The 18,856-nt window shown below is 69.8% G+C and carries 15 protein-coding genes; 11 read left to right on the top strand and 4 right to left on the bottom strand.

The features are described 5' to 3' along the window. Nucleotides 1-37: 37 nt before the first annotated feature. Entirely contained in the window at nt 38-2,014 is a 1,977-nt protein-coding gene (locus ACO0LU_RS16875; protein ID WP_424792508.1) for a right-handed parallel beta-helix repeat-containing protein, read from the bottom strand. Nucleotides 2,015-2,247: 233 nt separating this feature from the next. Between ACO0LU_RS16875 and ACO0LU_RS16880 the strand changes: the two genes are divergently transcribed. Continuing rightward, a complete protein-coding gene (locus ACO0LU_RS16880) occupies nt 2,248-4,083 on the top strand; it encodes an acyltransferase (RefSeq protein ID WP_424792509.1) in 1,836 nt (611 codons plus the stop codon). A 17-nt stretch (nt 4,084-4,100) separates the two neighbouring features. Here the strand turns inward: ACO0LU_RS16880 and ACO0LU_RS16885 are convergent, their stop codons facing one another. Next, a complete protein-coding gene (locus ACO0LU_RS16885) occupies nt 4,101-5,105 on the bottom strand; it encodes a LacI family DNA-binding transcriptional regulator (protein WP_424792510.1) in 1,005 nt (334 codons plus the stop codon). Nucleotides 5,106-5,230: 125 nt separating this feature from the next. On the opposite strand from ACO0LU_RS16885, the gene ACO0LU_RS16890 reads away from it, so the two are divergent. From ACO0LU_RS16890 to ACO0LU_RS16910, 5 genes are all read left to right on the top strand, one after another. Then, nucleotides 5,231-6,556 (top strand): ABC transporter substrate-binding protein, encoded by a 1,326-nt coding sequence (locus ACO0LU_RS16890; protein WP_424792511.1) that lies wholly within the window; start codon nt 5,231-5,233, stop codon nt 6,554-6,556. 6 nt (nt 6,557-6,562) lie between these two features. After that, nucleotides 6,563-7,576 carry a carbohydrate ABC transporter permease gene (locus ACO0LU_RS16895; RefSeq protein WP_424792512.1) on the top strand — a complete coding sequence of 338 codons (1,014 nt, stop codon included), beginning with the start codon at nt 6,563-6,565 and terminating at the stop codon, nt 7,574-7,576. Further along, nucleotides 7,573-8,472, top strand: coding sequence for a carbohydrate ABC transporter permease (locus ACO0LU_RS16900; protein ID WP_424792513.1), 900 nt, complete (start codon nt 7,573-7,575; stop codon nt 8,470-8,472). Before ACO0LU_RS16895 ends, ACO0LU_RS16900 begins: the two co-directional genes overlap by 4 nt. Nucleotides 8,473-8,564: 92 nt before the next feature. Next, nucleotides 8,565-9,779, top strand: a complete 1,215-nt coding sequence (locus ACO0LU_RS16905; RefSeq protein WP_424792514.1) for an endo-1,4-beta-xylanase — start codon at nt 8,565-8,567, stop codon at nt 9,777-9,779. Between the two features lie 84 nt (nt 9,780-9,863). After that, nucleotides 9,864-10,928, top strand: a complete 1,065-nt coding sequence (locus ACO0LU_RS16910; RefSeq protein WP_424792515.1) for an endo-1,4-beta-xylanase — start codon at nt 9,864-9,866, stop codon at nt 10,926-10,928. On the opposite strand, the gene ACO0LU_RS16915 is transcribed toward ACO0LU_RS16910, so the two are convergent. Continuing rightward, nucleotides 10,910-12,754 (bottom strand): gamma-glutamyltransferase family protein, encoded by a 1,845-nt coding sequence (locus ACO0LU_RS16915; RefSeq protein ID WP_424792516.1) that lies wholly within the window; start codon nt 12,752-12,754, stop codon nt 10,910-10,912. The genes ACO0LU_RS16910 and ACO0LU_RS16915 overlap by 19 nt on opposite strands. A gap of 106 nt (nt 12,755-12,860) precedes the next feature. On the opposite strand from ACO0LU_RS16915, the gene ACO0LU_RS16920 reads away from it, so the two are divergent. The 5 genes from ACO0LU_RS16920 (at nt 12,861) to ACO0LU_RS16940 (ending at nt 17,985) form a co-directional block, all read left to right on the top strand. Then, complete coding sequence (locus ACO0LU_RS16920; protein ID WP_424792517.1) at nt 12,861-13,883, top strand: ABC transporter ATP-binding protein; 1,023 nt, start codon at nt 12,861-12,863, stop codon at nt 13,881-13,883. Beyond that, nucleotides 13,880-14,638 (top strand): ABC transporter permease, encoded by a 759-nt coding sequence (locus tag ACO0LU_RS16925; RefSeq protein ID WP_424792518.1) that lies wholly within the window; start codon nt 13,880-13,882, stop codon nt 14,636-14,638. The genes ACO0LU_RS16920 and ACO0LU_RS16925 overlap by 4 nt, the downstream gene beginning before the upstream one ends. A 103-nt stretch (nt 14,639-14,741) precedes the next feature. Further along, nucleotides 14,742-16,031, top strand: a complete 1,290-nt coding sequence (locus ACO0LU_RS16930; RefSeq protein WP_424792519.1) for a sensor histidine kinase — start codon at nt 14,742-14,744, stop codon at nt 16,029-16,031. Continuing rightward, the gene (locus ACO0LU_RS16935) at nt 16,024-16,641 is read left to right on the top strand and encodes a response regulator (RefSeq protein ID WP_424792520.1); all 618 of its coding nucleotides are present in this window, start codon (nt 16,024-16,026) and stop codon (nt 16,639-16,641) included. The genes ACO0LU_RS16930 and ACO0LU_RS16935 overlap by 8 nt, the downstream gene beginning before the upstream one ends. A gap of 6 nt (nt 16,642-16,647) precedes the next feature. Beyond that, on the top strand, nt 16,648-17,985 hold the full coding sequence (locus tag ACO0LU_RS16940; RefSeq protein ID WP_424792521.1) for an ABC transporter substrate-binding protein: 1,338 nt from the start codon (nt 16,648-16,650) through the stop codon (nt 17,983-17,985). On the opposite strand, the gene ACO0LU_RS16945 is transcribed toward ACO0LU_RS16940, so the two are convergent. Then, entirely contained in the window at nt 17,986-18,786 is an 801-nt protein-coding gene (locus ACO0LU_RS16945) for a DUF1206 domain-containing protein (protein ID WP_424792522.1), read from the bottom strand. Nucleotides 18,787-18,856: the final 70 nt, after the last annotated feature.

The following is an 18,856-nucleotide window of genomic DNA, read 5'->3' on the forward strand; positions in this document are numbered from 1 at the left end:
ACTATGTCACCGGCGCGGGGATCGCTTCACCACGGTCTCACCACAGACGACGGCGGAACTCACCCTCGGCGAGTTCGGCGAAGGGTCCCGCCGGGTAGCGGGCCTGCGCGTCCCGGTCCTGGCCGAGCAGGTCCGAGCCGAGCACCACCGGGGCGCCGTCGGGCTGGTCGAACTCGGCATCGGCGAACCGCACCCGCGGCAGGTCCTCGCTCGTGATCACGCCCAGCCCTGCCTGACCCGAGCCCTCGGGCAGGAGGAGTTGCAGGTGGCCGGCGCCGCCGTCGTCGTGGATCTGCAGGCTCGCCGCCCCGGCGAGCACCCGCGCGGAGTCCTCCCCATCGAAGGGCTGGGCCCCGGCGAGGTAGAGGTTCTCGCGCGCGTAGACCGCCTGTGGCACACCGTTGAAGCGGCGGTGGTCCCCGTTCGGGAAGCGGCTGTGCACGCGCTGGAGGTACTCGGCGAAACTGCCCGGGTAGCCGTTGTAGCCGGCGAGTCCGTAGCCGGCGTTCGGGTCGGCGAGGATCGTGTCGGGGCCGTAGGCATCGGCGATGTCGCCGCCGAGGAAGATGTTGCCGATCCACCGGTCGTCACCGGCCTGGATGAAGGCGTAGCCGGCCACCTGGGTGCTGTGCGGCAGGTGGTAGGGCGTGGCCCGCTCCATCTCCTGCTCGATCCGCACGGACCCGCCCACCAGGTTGTGCACGTAGGCGCCGCCCTGACTCATCGACTCGATCGCGACCGGAGAGGCCAGCACGTTGTGGTCGACCAGGTAGGGGCCGTGACTAACCTCGATGAACAGGTCGCGCTTGTTGGCGTAGGCGATGTTGTGGTTGACCCGGGTGCCCTGGGTCTGCCAGTCCAGCCAGATCGCCAGGGTGCAGTCGTGGATCCGGTTGCGGCTGATCTGCACGTCGATCGGGGCGTGCAGTTTGATGGCGCCGATCTCGTGGCCGAAGAACTCCCGCTTGATCGCGATGTTGTAGATGTGGTTGTCCTCGATGGTGGAGAAGACACATCCCAGGTGACCCACGATGCCGTTCTGGCCGCAGTCGTAGATGGTGTTGCCGCGGATCACGTGGGAGCCGATGTGCTCGCGGTCCCAGCCGTACTGTCGGGCGGCGAAGACGGACTCGATCTGGTACTGGTAACCCGGTTTGTCCCGCCGGGTGGTGGCGAAGTTGTGCCCGGTGGAGGACTCCTTGCCGATGGAGATGGCCGAGCACTTGGCGTCGTGGATGGTGTTGTTCTCGATCACCCAGCCCTTGGCCCAGTTCGGGCCGATCAGGCCGGGCTGGTCTGCCGTGGGCGGGGTCCAGGGGGTGGCGGCCTGGGCCAGTTCGAAACCGCGCACGGTGATGTAGTCCACGTGCGGTCGGTCGGGGCTGAACACCGCGGGGCGCACGTTCACCTCGACCAGGGCCTGGTTGGGGTCCGCGTCCTGGAAGTTCGCCCAGACCGTGGTGCTGTCCGGCCCGACCTCGGCGTACCAGACGAAGCGGGTCTGTTCCGGGTCGCGGATATGGTCGGTGGTGTCGGTCCAGCGGTCCACGGCGGCGGTGCGCAGGGGCGGGTCGGTCACCTCGGTGCGGGAGTGGACCTCGTAGAAACTGCGCCCGTTCAGGTACACCTCGCCAAGGTGCTTGGGCGGAGCCCCGGCGGGGTAGAGGATCCAGTCCCCGGAGACGGTTTCGGCGAACGGGTTGAACTCACCGAAGAGGCTGTTGTCAATCGTCGCGCGCCATACCGTGCCCCCGTCGTGCTCCCATCCGGTGATCTGCTCCGAACCCTTGATCACCACCTGCTCACCCTCGGCGGTCTGGTAGGTGATCCGGCGCCGGTCGCTGCGGCCAGCGTGGGCCGGGCGCACCCACTCCCGGTACTCCCCACCGTGGACGAGCACGGTGTCACCCGGCTGGGCGATCTGGGCGGCGTGGTTGATGGTGCGCAGCGGGGCGGAGGCCGAGCCGTCGCCCCGGTCGGAGCCGGTGGTGGCGACGTGCAGCACAACAGACATGGACGGTTTCCTCCGGTGGGTTGTTCGGGTGATCCCCTGGTCGGTGACGGTACGCGGGGTTCGCTGCGTTGACCACACCCCGGTCCCGGCGGGGGTGCGCGTGCTGCTGGACCTGATGGAGGGACACCCACCGGCCTGCCCACATCTCAACTCGCCACCCACCTGGTGGCCCGGGACTCCACCCGACCGCTCCCCTAGGCTGAGAGCCCACGGCAGATCCAGCGGGAGCACAGGTGAACAGCGCAGACACCAGCCAGCACAACACCGAGGCCGAGTCCACGCCCACACGTCCCTCACCGTCCGCGTCCGGATCCGCATCCGCGACCCCCGTCGATCACGACTACTCCCCCTGGTTGTTCCCCGGCCGCGCCACCGATGACCAGCGCCGGGCCCAGGCCGACCACCAGCACCGGTTGCGCCAGCAGAATCCGGGCTGGCGGATCGGCACCGACGCCTACCTGAGCCCGCTGGCCTCGGTCCAGGCCGACCGGCTCGACCTCGGCGATCGCACCTACGTGGCCGCCCACGCCTACCTCACCGACGAGGTGGCGTTCGGTCCGGACTGCTCGATCAACGCCTTCACCGTGGTGCGCGGAAGGGTCCGGGCCGGAACCGGGGTGCGCATCGGCGCACACACCTCGATCCTGGCCTTCAACCACACCATGGACGATCCCGAGGAGTTCATCTTCCGCCAGCCGTTGACCGCCCGCGGCATCACCATCGGCGACGACGTCTGGATCGGCTCGCACGCGGTGCTGCTGGACGGCATCAACGTCGGGAACAAGAGCGTCATCGCCGCCGGCGCCGTGGTCACCAAGGACGTGCCGGCCGGAGCGGTGGTGGGCGGTAACCCGGCACGCCTGATCCGGTGGCGGGTGCCCCCCGAGGGAGCGACGACGACGGCAGCCGGGCAGGGCGCACCGGCGGGGGCCGGACAGGGGCGCACCGGAGCCGAGCCAGCACGCACCGGACCGGCCGAGACCAGGACCGCGAGCGCGGGAAGCGCCGGACCGGATCCGGCCGGAGAGCTTCGCGCGTTCGCCGACCGCGCCCGTGCGCAGGCGCAGGAATTGCTGGAGCGCGCCTTCGATACCGACCTGGGCCTGTTCCGGGACCGCCCCGGCACCTGCGTCACCGTGCGGGCCCAGTGCGACGCGATCGAGATCGCCGATCTGCTGCTCGGCCGCGCCCCGGACCAACTCGACGCAGCGGATCAGATCCAGCGGCTGACCTCCTGGCAACGCCCGGGCGGGCAGATCCCCGAACTGCGCCCCGACGGCACCCAGGAGGCCGGTGACGCCGGCCCGCGCTACCACGTCCTGAGCGTGGGGTACGCCCTCGACCTGCTCGGCGCACACCTGCCGCACGCCACGCCGTCATCGGCACTGACCCCGGCGCAACTACGCGAACAGGTCGGCGCCCTGCCCTGGCGGACCAACGCCTGGAACGCCGGCGACGGCGTCGACGCGGTGGCGACGGGGCTGCGCTGGGACCTGCCGCGTGGCCGGGCCGATCAGACCCTGGCCGATGCGCTGCTGGGCTGGCTGCACCGGCACGTCGACCCGGGCACCGGGATGTGGGGCAGCCTGCGCGACCAGGAACTGCTGCTGGTGGTGAACGGCTACTACCGGCTCACCCGCGGCACCTTCGCCCAGTTCGGACTGCCGGTCCCCTACCCCGAGGCCGTGATCGACACGGTGCTGCGCCACGCCGGCGACGAGCGCTACTTCGCAGCGGAGCGGCAGAACGCCTGCAACGTGCTGGACGTGGCCCACCCGTTGTGGCTGGCCGGGCGGCAGTCCACACACCGGCGCGGCGAGATCACCGCGCTGGCTCACCGGCTGCTCGGCGACGCCCTGGGCACCTGGCACCACGGCTCCGGCTTCGCCTTCGCCGCTCCCGGAGCCGCCGACCAGGGCGCGGCGGGCAACCGGCCCGGCCTGCAGGGCACCGAGATGTGGCTGAGCATCATCTGGCTGCTGGCCGACCTGGTCGGCCAATCCGCCGACCTGGGCTACCGGCCGCGTGGGGTGCACCGGGTGGAGCCGGTGCCGCAACTGCGCACCTAGTGCAGGTGTTCGGGTAGTCAGCGCACCGGCCCGCAGCTGCCGCGCTCCACCAGTCGCGTGGGCAACCGCACGTGCGCCTCGGTCTGCCGGCCCGCGAGCAGGTCGATCAGCATCGTCAGGGCCCGCTCACCCATCTGTTGGATGGGCTGTTCCACCGTGGTCAGCGCCGGTGTGGTCAGGGCCGACTCCGGGATATTGTCGAAGCCGACGATCGACAGATCCTCCGGCACCCGCAAGCCGGCCTCGGCAGCCGCGGCCAGAACACCCATCGCGGACAGGTCGTTCGCGGCAAAGACCGCCGAGGGCGGATTCTGCTCCGCCAGCATCTCCGCCACCGCACCTGCGGCCGGTTCCCCGGTGTAGTCACCGAAGCGCACCAGTGCGTCGTCGACCTCCACCCCGGCGCCCTGCATGGCGGCACGGTATCCACGCTCGCGCTCCCGGGAGGAGTTCAGGTCATCACGCCCGCCGATGAAGGCAATGCGCCGGTGGCCCAGCCCGAGGAGGTGCTCGGTGGCGGCCCTCGCCCCGCCGAAGCTGTCGGAGTCCACGGTGGGCAGCGCCGTCGGCCCGGTGTGGGGGTCCACCGCCACCACCGCCACTCCCGCCGGTACCTCCACGATCGTGGGGGTACACAGGATCGCCCCGTCGATCAAGGTGCCGTGCAGTTGGCTGAGCGAGCGCCGCTCCCAGCCTGCGGTCTCCTGACCGGCCCGGCCCACCGAGTAGGCGAGCAGTTCATAGCCGGTGTCGTGCACCGCCCGGGAGGCACCCTTGAGCAACTCGGTGCTGAACGGCTCGAAGTCGGCCACCAGGATGCCCAGCACGTTGGTGCGAAGGCTGCGCAGGCTGCGCGCACCCAGGCTGGACACGTAGCCCAGATCCTCGATCACCCCACGCACATGCGCGCCGGTGGCGGCCGCTACCCCGTAGCGGTCATTGATCACCTTCGACACCGTGGCGGTGGAGACGCCCGCCACCCGTGCCACATCAGCGATCGTCACTCGCCGTGCCATCGTCATTCCTACAACCTAGCGCGCTCCGGACTGAATCAGGCGGTGTTATAAATCGTTATCGAAATCGATTGACGAGGCTTTGTTCAACCTGCAAACATTCAAGTCACGTCAAGGACGACCTTGGAGGAGACATGTCACGACGTCGAGTAGCGACAACGATCGCCGCAGCAAGTTTGACCGCGCTGGTTCTCGCCGCCTGTGGCGGCGAGAACGGTACGAACGCAGACACCGACCCGGGCAGCAATGGCACGCAGAACGGTGCGGCCGAGGGTGAGGAGGTCACCATCACGTGGTGGCACAACTCCAACAATGATCCGGGCCAGTCCTTCTACGAGCAGGCCGCCGAGGACTTCATGGCGGACAACCCGGGGGTGACCATCGAGATCACCGCGATCGCCCACGATGACATGCTCACCCGGTTGGACGCGGCCTTCCAGACCGGCGACCACCCGGACATCTTCATGGAGCGCGGTGGTGGGGAGACCGCATCACACGCCGAGGCCGGCCTGTTGCGCGACCTGACCGACGACGCCGCGGACACCATCGGCGTGGTGGAGGCCTACACCGGTGGCTACACCGTGGACGAGCGTGTCTACGCCATCCCCTTCACCTCCGGCGTGGTGGGCTTCTGGTACAACCAGGACCTGTTCGAGGAGGCCGGGATCTCCGAGACGCCCACCACGATGGAGGAGTTCAACGACACGGTGGACGCACTCAAGGCAGCCGACATCGAGCCGGTCTCGGTGGGTGCGGGCGAGGGCTGGCCGGCAGCGCACTATTACTACTACTACGCCCTGCGTGCCTGCGCCGAGGAGTCCGTGGTGGCCGCCGTGGAGCAGCACGACTTCTCCGACGCCTGCTGGGTCAGTGCCGGGGAGCACCTGCAGGAGTTGATCGAGACCGAGCCGTTCAACGAGGGCTTCCTGGCCACCCCGGCCCAGACCGGCCCCACCAGCGCATCCGGCCTGCTGGCCACCGAGCAGGTGGCGATGGAACTGGCCGGGCACTGGGAGCCGGGTGTGATGCAGGGCCTGATGGATGACAACACCATCGGCTTCAACCTGGGCTGGTTCGGCTTCCCCGCCATCGACGGTGGCGAAGGAGACCAGGGCGCAGTCCTCGGCGGCGGTGACGCCTGGGGCCTGAACGCCGACGCCCCGGACGCCGCAGTGGACTTCGTGGCCTACCTGCTCAGCGACGAGATCCAGATCGGCTTCGCCGAGAACGACATGGGCCTGCCCACCAACCCCGCGGCCAGTGACTCGGTCTCGGATGAGGCCCTGGCCGAACTGCTCACCACCCGGGACGAGGCCTCGCTGGTGCAGCTGTACTTCGACACCGCCTTCGGTGAGAACATCGGTGGCGCGATGAACGAAGCCGTCGTGGACATCTTCGCGGGACAGGGTTCCCCGCAGGACGTGGTCGACGCGATGGTCGACGCCGCCGCCAACGAGTAATACCCGATGGCACAACCGGTTTCCGCCCCGCCGGCCCGCCCAGGTTCTGAACCTGGCGGGCCCGGCGGGGCCTCCCGCACCCGGAAGGGCCGGTCCGCACCGCAACGCAGGCCACGGTCCTCGTGGCGCAAGCGCGCCGAGATCGCCTTCTTCACCGCCCCGGCCCTGGCCCTGGTGGCCGTCTTCATCGCCTTCCCGGTGGCCCAGGCGGTCCGGTACTCCTTCTACCGCTGGAACGGCCTGGGACCGCTGGAGAACTGGATCGGGCTGGAGAACTACGCCCGGGCGCTGAGCCACAGCGTGTTCACCGACGCGGTGGTCAACAACCTGACCATCGTGGTGTTGTCGGTGCTGATCCAGTTGCCCCTGGGCCTGGGGATCGCGCTGCTGCTGAACCGGCAGATGTGGGGCCAGTCGCTCCTCCGGGTGATCATCTTCATCCCCTACGTGCTCGCCGAGGTCGTGGCCGGGGTGGTCTGGTTCCTGCTGCTGCAGCCCCGCGGCATGGTCAACGACCTGCTGGAGATGGTCGGCCTGGGTGAGTGGACCCAGTTGTGGCTGGCGGACACCGAGATCGCGCTGTGGACCGTGATGGGGGTGCTCACCTGGAAGTACCTCGGCCTGGCGGTGATCCTGATGCTCGCCGGCCTGCAGGGTGTGCCCCCCGAGTTGTACGAGGCCGCGCAGATCGACGGCGCCTCCTGGTGGAAGGTGCAGTTCAAGATCACCATCCCGCTGCTCGGTCCCACCATCCGCACCTGGGCCTTCCTGTCCATGATCGGGTCCCTGCAACTGTTCGACATGGTCTGGATCCTCACCGGCGGCGGGCCGGCGAACGCCACCGTCACCATGGCGGTGTACCTGATCGACCAGGGCACCAACCGCAGCCTGTACGGCTACGCCTCGGCGGTGGCGGTGCTGCTGTTCGCGATCTCCCTGACACTGGCCGCGCTGTACCAGGTGTTCGTCCTGCGCCGCGACACCATTGACGCACCGAAGCCGAAAAGGAAGAAGCGATGAGCGCGCCCGTGGTGCCGTCCGAGAAGCCGGCCGTGCTGGACGAGCCGGCCACCCGTCGTCGTCGACGGAGCTCCAACGCCTTCGCCGGCGGCAACCCGATCGTGTACGCCATCGCGCTGGTGGTGGTGGCCATGACCGTTGGCCCGGTGGTCTACGCCGCGCTCGGGGGCTTCCGCACCAACGCCCAACTCGCGATGAACCCGGTGGGCATGCCGGACCCGTGGGTGTTCACCAACTACATCGACGTGATCACCTCCGGTACCTTCTGGCGCCTGGCGATGAACTCCACCGTGATCGCCCTGGTGACCACGCTGGTGGTGTGCGTGGCCGGAGTGATGGCGGCCTACCCACTGGCGCGGTACACCTTCGCCGGCCGGGAGGTCCTCTTCCTGATTTTCACCCTCGGCCTGCTGTTCCCGCTGACGGTGGCGATCATCCCGCTGTTCCTGATGATCCGCGACCTGGGGCTGACCAACTCCTTCCTCGGGGTGGCGCTGCCCCAAGCAGCCTTCGCGCTGCCGATGACGGTGGTCATCCTGCGCCCGTTCCTGCGTGCCCTGCCGGTGGAACTGGAGGAGGCCGCACTGATCGACGGGGCCTCCCGGATCGGGTTCTTCTGGCGGATCCTGCTGCCACTGTCCGGCCCCGGTCTGGTCACGGTGGGGGTGCTGGCGTTCGTGGCCTCCTGGAACGCCTACTTGCTACCGCTGCTGATCCTGTCCTCCCCCAACGCGCAGACCCTGCCGCTGGGGGTGGCGAACTTCTCCACCGAGCACGCCCAGGACACCGCCGGTGTGCTCGCCTTCACCACCCTGGCGATGATCCCGGCACTGGTGTTCTTCCTGGCCATGGAGAAGCGAATCGTCTCCGGTCTGCAAGGCGCAGTGAAGGGGTGATGCCGGCAGCTCACCAGATGACTGATCGGCCATTCCATCCACCGCCGTGGAGTGCGCCTTGACTACACCGGCGGGTAGAAGAGGAGAGATCGATGACGATGACATCCATCAAGCGGGCCGCCGCCATCCTCGGCGCGGGACTGTGCACCGCCGCCCTCGCGGCACCGGCCGTGGCGATCCCGCCCGAGCACGCCGGACCCCCCGGACAGGACGGCGAACTCCCACCCGGCCTCGCCGAACAGGACACCCTGCGCTCGTGGGCCCCGGACGATCTGCGAATCGGCACCGCGGCCGCCGGAGGCGGGCATCACGGGAACCAGGACTATCCCGAGCCGTTCCCCAACGACGCCGAGTTCCGGGACTTCCTGGCGGCGCAGTTCTCCTCCCTCACCCCCGAGAACCAAATGAAGTGGGACGCCCTGCGGCCCGATGCCGACACCTTCGACTTCGCCGCGGCCGATGAGGTTCTCGCCTTCGCCGCCGACAACGGCCAGCACGTGCGCGGGCACGCGCTCATGTGGCACAGCCAGAACCCCGCCTGGTTGGAGGAGGGCGACTTCACCGCGGAGGAACTGCGCGAGATCCTGCGCACCCACATCCACACCGTGGTGGACCGCTACGCCGGGCAGGTCCAGCAGTGGGACGTCGCGAACGAGATCTTCGACGACAACGCCGAACTGCGCATGCAGGACAACATCTGGTTGCGCGAACTGGGCCCGCAGATCATCGCTGATGTCTTCCACTGGGCCCACGAGGCGGACCCGGACGCCCTGTTGTTCTTCAACGACTACAACGTCGAGGGCACCAACGAGAAGGCGGACGCCTATTACGACCTGATCCAGGACCTGCTCGCCGAGGGTGTCCCGGTGCACGGTTTCGGCATCCAGGGCCATCTCGGCCTGATGTACGGCTTCGACGGCCGGCTGCAGGAGAACCTCGAGCGCTTCGACGCCCTGGGTCTGCAGACCGCGATCACCGAGATGGACGTGCGCGGTTACGTCGACGACGAGGGTCGGTTGAGCCCGGAACTGCTGGAGCAACAGGCCGACTGGTACAGCCAGGGCCTGCAGGCCTGCCTGAACGTGACCGGCTGCACCTCCTTCACCGTGTGGGGTGTACTGGATGAGCACTCCTGGGTGCCTGCCACGTTCGAGGGTCAGGGCGGTGCCCTGCTGCTGGAGGGCGATTACGAGCGCAAGCCCGCCTTCTGCGCTGTGCAGCAGACCCTGGTGCAGACCAATCCCGGTGGTCCCGCCCGGTGGAATAATCACCCGGCACTGGCCGAGTGCCGCACCGTGCTCGGCTGAACCACCCACCACCAGTGCCCCGGGCCGGTTCGCACGCGGCCCGGGGCACCGGCATGGACAACGCCGCACGGAAGGTCACCACGAATGAACATCCCCACCGGCTCACCCGCCGGGCACCAGCGCGCCGACGAGCAGCGCAAGGGTGGGCTGCGCGCCCATGCGCCCGACCGGCTCCGGATCGGCGCCGCGGTGGCCGGGTACGGCCGCACCGCCACGACGATGCCGCTGCTCACCGACGCCCGGTACCGGCAGGTGCTGGCCGCCGAGTTCTCCTCGCTGACCCCGGAGAACCAGACGAAGTGGGAGTGGCTCCAACCCGCGCCCGGCGAGTTCGACTTCGCCGCGGCCGACGCGATCGTCGACTTCGCCGCCGAGCACGGCCAGCACGTGCGCGGACACACGCTGCTGTGGCACAACCAGAACCCGGGTTGGATCACCGGCGGGGACCACAGCCCGGAGGAGTTGCGGCGGCTCCTGCGCACGCACATCCAGACCGTGGTGGGTCGTTATGCCGGTCGCATCCAGCACTGGGACGTGGTCAACGAGATCCTCGACGACGACGGCCGGTTGCGTACCGAGCAGAACCCGTGGCTGGGCGCACTCGGGCCGGACATCATCGCCGAGGCGTTCACCTGGGCCCACGAGGCGGACCCGGACGCGTTGCTGTTCGGCAACGACTTCGACGTCGAACGTCACGGCGCGAAGTCCGACGCCTGGCACGCGTTGCTCCGGGACCTGCGGTCACAGGGTGTGCCGGTGCACGGGTTCGGTGTGCAGGGGCACCTGGACATGTCCGCGCCCTTCCCCGAGGACCTGCCCCAGAACTTGAAACGGTTCGCCGACCTGGGCCTGCGCACCGCGATCACCGAACTCGATGTCCGCGGCCCGGTGCCGGGTGAAGGCGGCCTCAGCGAGGAGCACCTGGATCAGCAGGCCGACTGGTACGCCCGGATCACCCGGATCGCCCTGGAGGTGCCCGGTTGTGAGTCGCTCACCCCCTGGGGTGTGCTGGATGAGCAGTCCTGGGTGCCGGGCTGGTTCCCCGGCACCGGCGGCGCGCTGCTCCTGCACGGGGACTACCAGCCCAAACCCGCTTACCGCGCCGTGCGCGAGGCGCTCGCCGCCGGGGATCAGCGTCCGACGGCGTAGCCCTGCATCCGCCGGGGGTTCGCGCCCGCGTGCAGTAGGCCGTCGGCGCGCCGGCCGGCGGCACTGATGAAGCCGAGCGACCAGGGTCCGGCGTCGGTGACGCGGTGCCCACGACGGCGCAGTTCGGACAGCACCTGCTCCCCCAGACGTGACTCCACGTGCAGCCCGGCCACCTCGGCCTGGCGCGGGTAGAACGAGGAAGGCAGGTGCGTGGTGTGCCAACTCGGAGCATCGATCGAGGCCTGCAGGTTGTGGCCACCGAACAGGTGGGCGATCAGGAACGGGATGGTCCACTGGTCCTGCTGGTCCCCGCCGGGGGTGCCGAAAGCCATCGGCCCGTGCTCGCGCAGCACCATCCCCGGCGACAGGGTGGTCCGCGGACGCCGGCGTGGGGCGAGGCTGGCCGGGAGGCCCTGCTCCAACCAGAACATCTGCGCCCTGGTGCCCAGTGCGAAGCCGAGCCCGGGCACGACCGGGGAGGACTGCAGCCACCCGCCCGAGGGGGTGGCCGAGACGGCGTTGCCCCACCGGTCCACCACGTCCAGATGGCAGGTGTCGCCCCGTCCGGCGCGTTCGGCGCCCTCGATATCGGCGCCGGCGACCGGGCCGGCGGAGACGGCGCCACCATCCAGCGTGGGCTCACCCTGGCCCGGCAACCGCACGCCGGCGTCGTGCCCGGCGTCGGCGGCCATTGCCGCGAGCACCGCCTGCCCCAGGTGCGGCGTGGCGCCACCGGGTGAGCCGGGCCGGAAGTCGGTACTGGCTTCGGGACCGACCAACCTCGCCCGCTGCGCGCAGTAGGCGGGGCTGAGCAGATCCTGGATCGGGACCTGCACGTGGTCGGGGTCGCCGTAGTAGGCCTCCCGGTCGGCGAAGGCCAACTTGGCCACCTCGGTCACGGTGTGGACCATCTCCGAAGAGCCCAGTTCGGCCGAGCCGATGTCGAGGGCGTCCAGCATCGCCAACTGCTGCAACATCACCGGGCCCTGGCCCCACGGCCCGGTCTTGGCAACCGTGGCACCGGCCACGTCCAGCAGCAGCGGGTCCTCCTCGGTGGCCACCCAGGAGTCCAGGTCCGCGCCGGTGAGCAGGCCGGCGTGCGGTTCCCCGCTCCCGTCCCACTGCTTGGTGGCGGCGAAGGCGTCGATCGCCTCGGCCACGAAACCGGAGTAGAACGCGCGCCGGGCAGCCTCGATCTGCTCCTCCCGGTTGCGGGAGGCGGCTTCGGCCTCGGTGACGATGCGTTCCAGCGTGGCGGCCAGGACGGGGTTGGTGACCAGGGCACCGGCCTGCGGGGCGGCGCCGTCGGGCAGGTAGACCTCGGCCGAGGTGGCCCAGTGCTCGGTGAACACCGGCGCCACGGCCTTGATCGCGGCGGCCGCGCCGGGCAGCACGGGGTGGCCGTGGGCGGCGTAGCCGATGGCGTAGCGCAGTACCTCGCGCAGCGACTTGGTGCCGTAGGCGGCCAGGATGTGCATCCAGGCACCGAAGCTGCCGGGCACCGTGGCCGCCAGCAGGCCGGTGCCGGGCACCACGTCCAGGCCCAGGTCGGTGAAGGCGCCGGCGGTGGCCGCAGCCGGGGACACCCCCTGCCCGGAGACCACGAAGGTGCGGCCGGTGGCGCCGTCGTGCCCGATCAGGGGCATCTCCCCGCCGACCCCGTTCAGGTGCGGCTCCACCACGTGCAGCACGAACCCCGCCGCCACGGCGGCGTCGTAGGCGTTCCCGCCGTCCTCCAGCACCGCCATGCCGGTGCTGGAAGCCAGCCAGTGGGTGGAGCCGACCATGCCGAAGGTGCCGAGGAGCTCGGGGCGCGTAGTGAACATGGCCTCTAGTCTGGCCGATCCTGGCAGCGGCTATGACCGATGTCATCGGGAGCAGGTGACAGCAGGGGCTGACCGGTGAGGGTCCACGCCGAGCACTCTTGTCACCATGCACCCCTCAACTACCCAGAAGGCGGTCGTCGCCGATCACGGCAGCCCCGCCGGTCACGGTGCCGTCATCGCACCGAGACCACCGGCCATCGCCGTCCGGGGCCTGCGCAAGAGCTTCCCCGGCAAGGACGGGCGCATCCACGCCGTCGACGGGGTGGACCTGACCATCGGCCACGGCGAGATCGTGGCATTCCTCGGACCGAACGGGGCCGGCAAGACCACCACGCTGGACATCGTGCTGGGCCTGGTCCCACCCGACGCCGGCAGCGTCGCGGTGATGGGGCTGGCGCCCCGTGCGGCGGTCCTGGCCGGCAAGGTGTCCGCGCTACTGCAGACCGGTGGCCTGCTCCGGGACCTGACGGTGGCCGAGACGGTGCGCTACGTTGCCTCCACCTTCACCGCACCACGCCCGGTGCCGGAGGTGCTCGACCGGGCCGGGCTGAACGAGTTGGCCAACCGGAAGGTTTCGAAGTGCTCCGGCGGGGAGCAGCAACGGTTGCGGTTCGCCCTCGCGCTGCTGCCCGACCCGGAACTGCTGATCCTGGACGAGCCAACCGCGGGAATGGACGTGACGGCCCGGCGGGAGTTCTGGGACACCATGCGTACCGAAGCCCGCGCTGGTCGTTCGGTGGTCTTCGCCACCCACTACCTGGAGGAAGCGGAGAACTTCGCCGAGCGGATCGTGATGATCTCCGGCGGGAAGATCGTTGCCGACGGCCCCACCAGTGAGATCCGGGAACGCAACTCCGGGCGCACCCTGTCGGTGGACCTACCCGAACACGGCGCCCAGGACCTGCTCGACGACATCGTCGCGCTGGACGTCATCACCGATGTCCGCCGCAACGGGCAGCGGGCCTACATGCGCGCCACCGATACCGACGCCGCCGCGCTGACCCTGCTCAACGAACTGGGCGCCAGTGGCCTGGAGATCGCCAGCGCGAATCTGGAGAGCGCCTTCGTGGCGCTGACCGGTGCCGCGCCGGTGGAGACGAGCGAGACCAACCATCAGGAGCATCGATGAACGTCACCATCCTGGGACTGGACCTGAAGCGTCAGTTCCGCGAGTTCATGGGCATCTTCTTCATCGTGGTGCTGCCCGCGTTCTTCTACCTGATCTTCAGTGCCGCGATGGAGTTCAGCGGTGAACCGGCGGGAAACGGCAACGTGGCGATGTCGATCATGATCGCCATGGCCGCTTACGGGGCGGTAGTGGCGACCACCTCGCTCGGTGGGCAGACCGCGGTGGAACGGATGCAGGGGTGGGGCCGCCAACTCGGCCTGACGCCACTGCGCGACTCCACCTACGTGGGCACCAAGGCACTCGTGGCGGTGGTGATCGCGGCGTTGCCGATCGCCCTGATCTACAGCCTCGGCGCCCTGACCGGCGCCGAGGGTTCGGCCCGGGCGTGGGTGCTCAGCGCCATGATCGTGATCCCCGGCGCCGCCCTGTTCGCCCTGTGGGGTCTGGTGTGGGGCCTGGCGATCAAATCCGAGTCCGCCATCGCGGTGGCCAGTGGATCCACGGTAGTGCTGGCGTTCCTGGGCAACATGTTCATCCCCCTGTCCGGGGCGTTGCTGGGCATCGCCAAGTTCACCCCGCTGTACGGGTACGCCGCCCTGGCCCGCTACCCGCTCACCGAGGGGTGGCTGGCCACGATGAACGGCGACCCGGTCCACGAACCGCTGTGGGTGCCGCTGACCAACGTGGTGGCGTGGACCCTCGTCCTGGGCCTGATCGCGATCGCCCTGGTGCGCCGCGGCCGCGCCCGGCAGTGAGTGGGTCGTGATGAACCCGGCGTGGGAGACCGAACGGGAGGCGGTCGGCGTCGAGCCGGCTCCTGCCGGCGACGAGGCATCCATGGCAGGATCGACTTCAACCATGACTTCCGACCAGGGCGAGGGGCACACCGAGCCCCCCACCAGCGACATCGCCGAGCGCACCGGCGATGGTTCGTCGGTGCCCGGAGCCGACGACGCCGACATCGGGACGAACCCGTGGGACCGGTTCGGGTGGGTGATGGCCACTATCTGGCTGCTCTTCCTGGCCTTCCCCATCATGGCCGTCTATCAGAGCGACCACTCACTCTTGGTGCGGGTGTTCGCGATCGGTGGGGTGCTGCTCTACGCCGCCGTCTACGTCGCCGGCTTCGTACGCCTCGGCTCTACCGAAACAGCCGCCCAGGCCACCAGGGTGGGCGTGACGCACCTGAGCGTGCTGACGCTGCTGATCCTGGCAGTCGTGCCCGTGCTCGGGCCCTGGGTGCTCAGCCTGGTGGTGTTCCTGGTCGCCCTGAGCGCGTTCACCCTGCCGCTGCGCTGGGCCGGCGTCGTGATGGTCCTCGCGCTGGCAACGGCCATCATCTGGCCGGCCATGATCGGCGAGTTCGATTCGATGTGGTTCTTCGTGGCGATCATCCTCGGGGTGGGTGTGGGCAACGGCCTGGTCCGGGTGCTGGAGGAACGTCAGACCGCCCACCGGGCGCTGGAGGACGAACGCCAACTCGCGGCCGAACGCGACCGGGTGGCCCGGGACGTGCATGACGTGCTCGGTCACTCCCTGACCGTCATCACGGTCAAGGCCGAACTGGCCGAACGACTGATCGAGGTCAACCCCGAGCAGGCCCAGCACGAACTCGCCCAGATCCAGGCCCTGACCCGCGAGGCCCTGGCCGAGGTGCGCGCCACCGTGGCCGGGTTGCGCGTGGCCCGGCTGGACGATGAGCTGGAACGCGCCGCTGCGGCCCTGTCCGGGGCCGGTATCAGCGCGGAACTGCCCACCGGCACCAGCGCCGTGGACCCGCGGCACCGGATCGTGCTGGCCTGGGTACTGCGAGAACTGGTCACCAACGTGGTGCGTCACTCGGCCGCCACCCGGTGCCAGGTGTTGCTCGGCGGTTCCTGGATCCGGGTGACCGACGACGGCGTCGGGGTTCCCGAGGGCGCGACCGGCCACGGGTTGCGCGGGGTCGCCGAGCGCATCGGATGCGGCACGCTGTCCATCACCACCGGCGCCGGAGGTCGTGGCACCGAGGTGACGGCCACCCTGGACCCGGACGCCGAGGCACCCGAGAGCGCCCGCACGGCAGGCGAGCAGGCAGGATCCGGTGGGAACCGGTCCGCCGGCACCGCCACCGACCAACTCGAACCGCGAGCGACCACCCATGGGTGATGAACCCATCCGGCTGCTCCTGGCCGACGATCAGGCGCTGGTACGCGGGGCCCTGGCCGCCCTGCTGAACCTGGAGGAGGACCTGCAGGTGGTGGCCGAGGTGGGCCGGGGCGATGAGGTGCTCGACGCCGTACGCCGGCACCGCGCGCAGGTGTGCCTGTTGGACATCGAGATGCCGGGCATGGACGGCATCGCGGTAGCCGGACAGTTGCACCAGCAGACCCCGGGGGTGCGCTCGCTGATCGTGACCACCTTCGACCGGCCCGGTTACCTGCGCCGCGCGATGGACAACGGTGCCAGCGGATTCGTCGTCAAGGACACCCCGGCCACCGAGTTGGCCGAGGCGGTCCGTCGGGTCCATGCCGGTCTACGGGTGGTGGACCCGACGCTGGCCGCCGAGTCCCTCTCCGGCGGCCCGAACCCGCTGACGGACCGGGAGAAGGACGTGCTGCGCGAGGCCCTGGAGGGAGCCCCGATCGCCACCATCGCCGCGCACGTGTACCTGTCCACCGGGACGGTGCGCAACTACCTGTCCTCAGCGATCGGCAAGACCGGCACCACCACCCGGGTGGAAGCCGCCCGCACCGCCCAGCGCCGTGGATGGTTGTGAGCCTGCATGGGGACAACCTCGCACCGTCGTCGCACAATGCTCGCCCTGCCCGCGCTGCTCGGCGGGACGGCCCTGGCCCTGGCGGCCTGCTCGGGCAGCCCGGAGGACGCGCCGAACTCCGAGGGCGCCGAGGCGACCGTGACCTTCCGCATCTGGGACGACACCGTCGCGGCCGCCTACGAGGAGTCCTTCGAGGCCTTCACCGAACAGCACCCGGAGATCACCGTGGACGTGCAGGTGGTGGCCTGGGAGGACTACTGGGACCGGCTACCGGAGGACCTCGAGGCCGGCACCATGGCCGATGTGTTCTGGACCAACACCGCCAACTTCGGAGCGCACGCCGACAACGGCCAGATGATCAATCTGGACGAGGCGATCGGTGGCGACCACGACGCCTGGACGGAGCCGGTGGCCGACCTCTACCACCGGGATGGCATCCAGTGGGGTGTGCCGCAACTGTGGGAGTCGACCGCGCTGTACTACAACACCGACCTGGTCGAGGAGGCCGGCGTCGATCCGACGAGCCTGCGCTGGGACCCCACCGGAGCCGAGGACACGTTGGTGGGGGCGGCCCGGGCGCTCACCGTCGACGCCGAGGGGAACACCGCCGATGAGCCGGGCTTCGACGCGGAGGACGTCGTCCGGTTCGGATTCAATGCCCAGCACGACGCGCAGGCGATCTGGCTGAGTTTCCTGGCGGAGAACGGGGGCCGGTTCCAGGACGGGGCCGGCAGGTACACCTTCGCCACCCCGCCGGGGGAGGCCGCGTTCGGATACGTGGTGGACCTGATCCAGACCCATCAGGTGGCCCCCGCGGCCGAGGACACCAACACCGACCCCACCTTCTCCCGCGAGTTGTTCCTGCGGGAGGAACTGGCGCTGTTCCAGGCCGGGCCCGCCGCACTGGCGCACCTGGTCGATGCCGGTTTCGACTGGGACCTGGCGCCGAAGGTCGAGGGACCGCGCGGGCGCATCAGTGTGGTGCACGGGGTCGCCGCGGTGGGTAACGCCCACGCCGCCGACTCCGAGGCGACGATCGAGGTGCTTCGCTGGCTCGGTACGGCACAGGGTCAGCGGCCATTGGGCGAGAGCGGAGCGGGCATCCCCGGGGTGGTGGAGGCCCAGGAGGCCTACGTGCAGTACTGGGCCGGTCAGGATGTCGACGTGCAGGTGTTCCTCGACGCCGCCGAGGAAGGGACCACGCCCGCACCGCTCGGCCCCCGGGCAAGCGGTGGATCGAACGAGATCAGCCCGGTGTTCCAGGATATGTTCGCCGGCCGCATCGCGGTGCCCCAGGCCCTGCGCCAGGCCCAGCAGGCGGCGAACGAGGCCATCGGCGACTGATCAGAGCCGCACGTACCGGGACTGGGCGAAGCAGAACAACCCATAGCAGACCAGCCCCACGCCGGTGATGATGAGCAGTACGGACCCGTAGGGCTGCGCCCCGATGGCAGCGAACGCCTCATCCAAACCGCCGGCCTCCTCCGGGTCCGCGGTCCAGGCTGCGATGCCGAACAACACTCCGAGCACCGCCAGCGCCGCCCCTTTGGCCCAGTAACCGGCGCGGCCCAGACTCCTCACCGCCCGGGATATCTCCGGTCGCCTGCTCGCACGCAGGTTCTGCTGGAAACGCTTGGTCCAGCCGATGTAGACGTGCACGATGCCGGCGATGAGGAGGCCGGCGCCGACGGCGGCGATCGCGATCCGGCCTGCTGGGTAACTCATCACCTGCCGGGTCAGACCTTCCTCGTCCTGGCCTCCTTCGCCCAGGCCGAGGGCGTACCGGGCGGCGAGCACTGCGAGCACCAGGTGCACGGCGGCTTTGCCCGCGGCCTTGAACCGCTCGCGTGCCGGCCCACCCTGGACGATGGTCAGGACTCGCCAGATCACCAACGCGGCGAGGCCGGCCGCCACCACCGCGAGGGCAAGTCGCCCGAAGGGTTGGGAGGCGATCTCGGTGAGTGCGCCGCTCTGGTCGGCATCCTGCCCCGACGAATCGGCCGTGCCCATCCGGATCACGATCCAGCCGAGCACCAGGTGGAGCAGCCCGGTCGCGGCATAGCCAATGCGAGCCACGACCTTCATCGTCGGGCTGGTCCGGACGCGCCTGGCCGAACTCTCCGCCGATCTGGGTGTGGTGCTCATGGCCTCGGTTCCATCGGTCTGCGGCCCTGAGTCTGGCACGGCACCGCCGCGATCGCCTGCCAGGGAGGGC

Origin of the sequence: Pseudactinotalea sp. Z1748 (genome assembly GCF_049725185.1) — a bacterium.
Classification (GTDB): Bacteria; Actinomycetota; Actinomycetes; order Actinomycetales; family Beutenbergiaceae; genus CALKWS01.

What these genes read in the sequence shown, in the direction of transcription:
- ACO0LU_RS16875 (WP_424792508.1), bottom strand. Translation starts at nt 2,014, where the DNA reads ATGTCTGTTGTGCTGCACGTCGCCACCACCGGCTCCGACCGGGGCGAC.
- ACO0LU_RS16885 (WP_424792510.1), bottom strand. Translation starts at nt 5,105, where the DNA reads ATGACGATGGCACGGCGAGTGACGATCGCTGATGTGGCACGGGTGGCG.
- ACO0LU_RS16890 (WP_424792511.1), top strand. Translation starts at nt 5,231, where the DNA reads ATGTCACGACGTCGAGTAGCGACAACGATCGCCGCAGCAAGTTTGACC.
- ACO0LU_RS16895 (WP_424792512.1), top strand. Translation starts at nt 6,563, where the DNA reads ATGGCACAACCGGTTTCCGCCCCGCCGGCCCGCCCAGGTTCTGAACCT.
- ACO0LU_RS16900 (WP_424792513.1), top strand. Translation starts at nt 7,573, where the DNA reads ATGAGCGCGCCCGTGGTGCCGTCCGAGAAGCCGGCCGTGCTGGACGAG.
- ACO0LU_RS16905 (WP_424792514.1), top strand. Translation starts at nt 8,565, where the DNA reads ATGACGATGACATCCATCAAGCGGGCCGCCGCCATCCTCGGCGCGGGA.
- ACO0LU_RS16910 (WP_424792515.1), top strand. Translation starts at nt 9,864, where the DNA reads ATGAACATCCCCACCGGCTCACCCGCCGGGCACCAGCGCGCCGACGAG.
- ACO0LU_RS16915 (WP_424792516.1), bottom strand. Translation starts at nt 12,754, where the DNA reads ATGTTCACTACGCGCCCCGAGCTCCTCGGCACCTTCGGCATGGTCGGC.
- ACO0LU_RS16920 (WP_424792517.1), top strand. Translation starts at nt 12,861, where the DNA reads ATGCACCCCTCAACTACCCAGAAGGCGGTCGTCGCCGATCACGGCAGC.
- ACO0LU_RS16925 (WP_424792518.1), top strand. Translation starts at nt 13,880, where the DNA reads ATGAACGTCACCATCCTGGGACTGGACCTGAAGCGTCAGTTCCGCGAG.
- ACO0LU_RS16930 (WP_424792519.1), top strand. Translation starts at nt 14,742, where the DNA reads ATGACTTCCGACCAGGGCGAGGGGCACACCGAGCCCCCCACCAGCGAC.
- ACO0LU_RS16935 (WP_424792520.1), top strand. Translation starts at nt 16,024, where the DNA reads ATGGGTGATGAACCCATCCGGCTGCTCCTGGCCGACGATCAGGCGCTG.
- ACO0LU_RS16940 (WP_424792521.1), top strand. Translation starts at nt 16,648, where the DNA reads ATGGGGACAACCTCGCACCGTCGTCGCACAATGCTCGCCCTGCCCGCG.
- ACO0LU_RS16945 (WP_424792522.1), bottom strand. Translation starts at nt 18,786, where the DNA reads ATGAGCACCACACCCAGATCGGCGGAGAGTTCGGCCAGGCGCGTCCGG.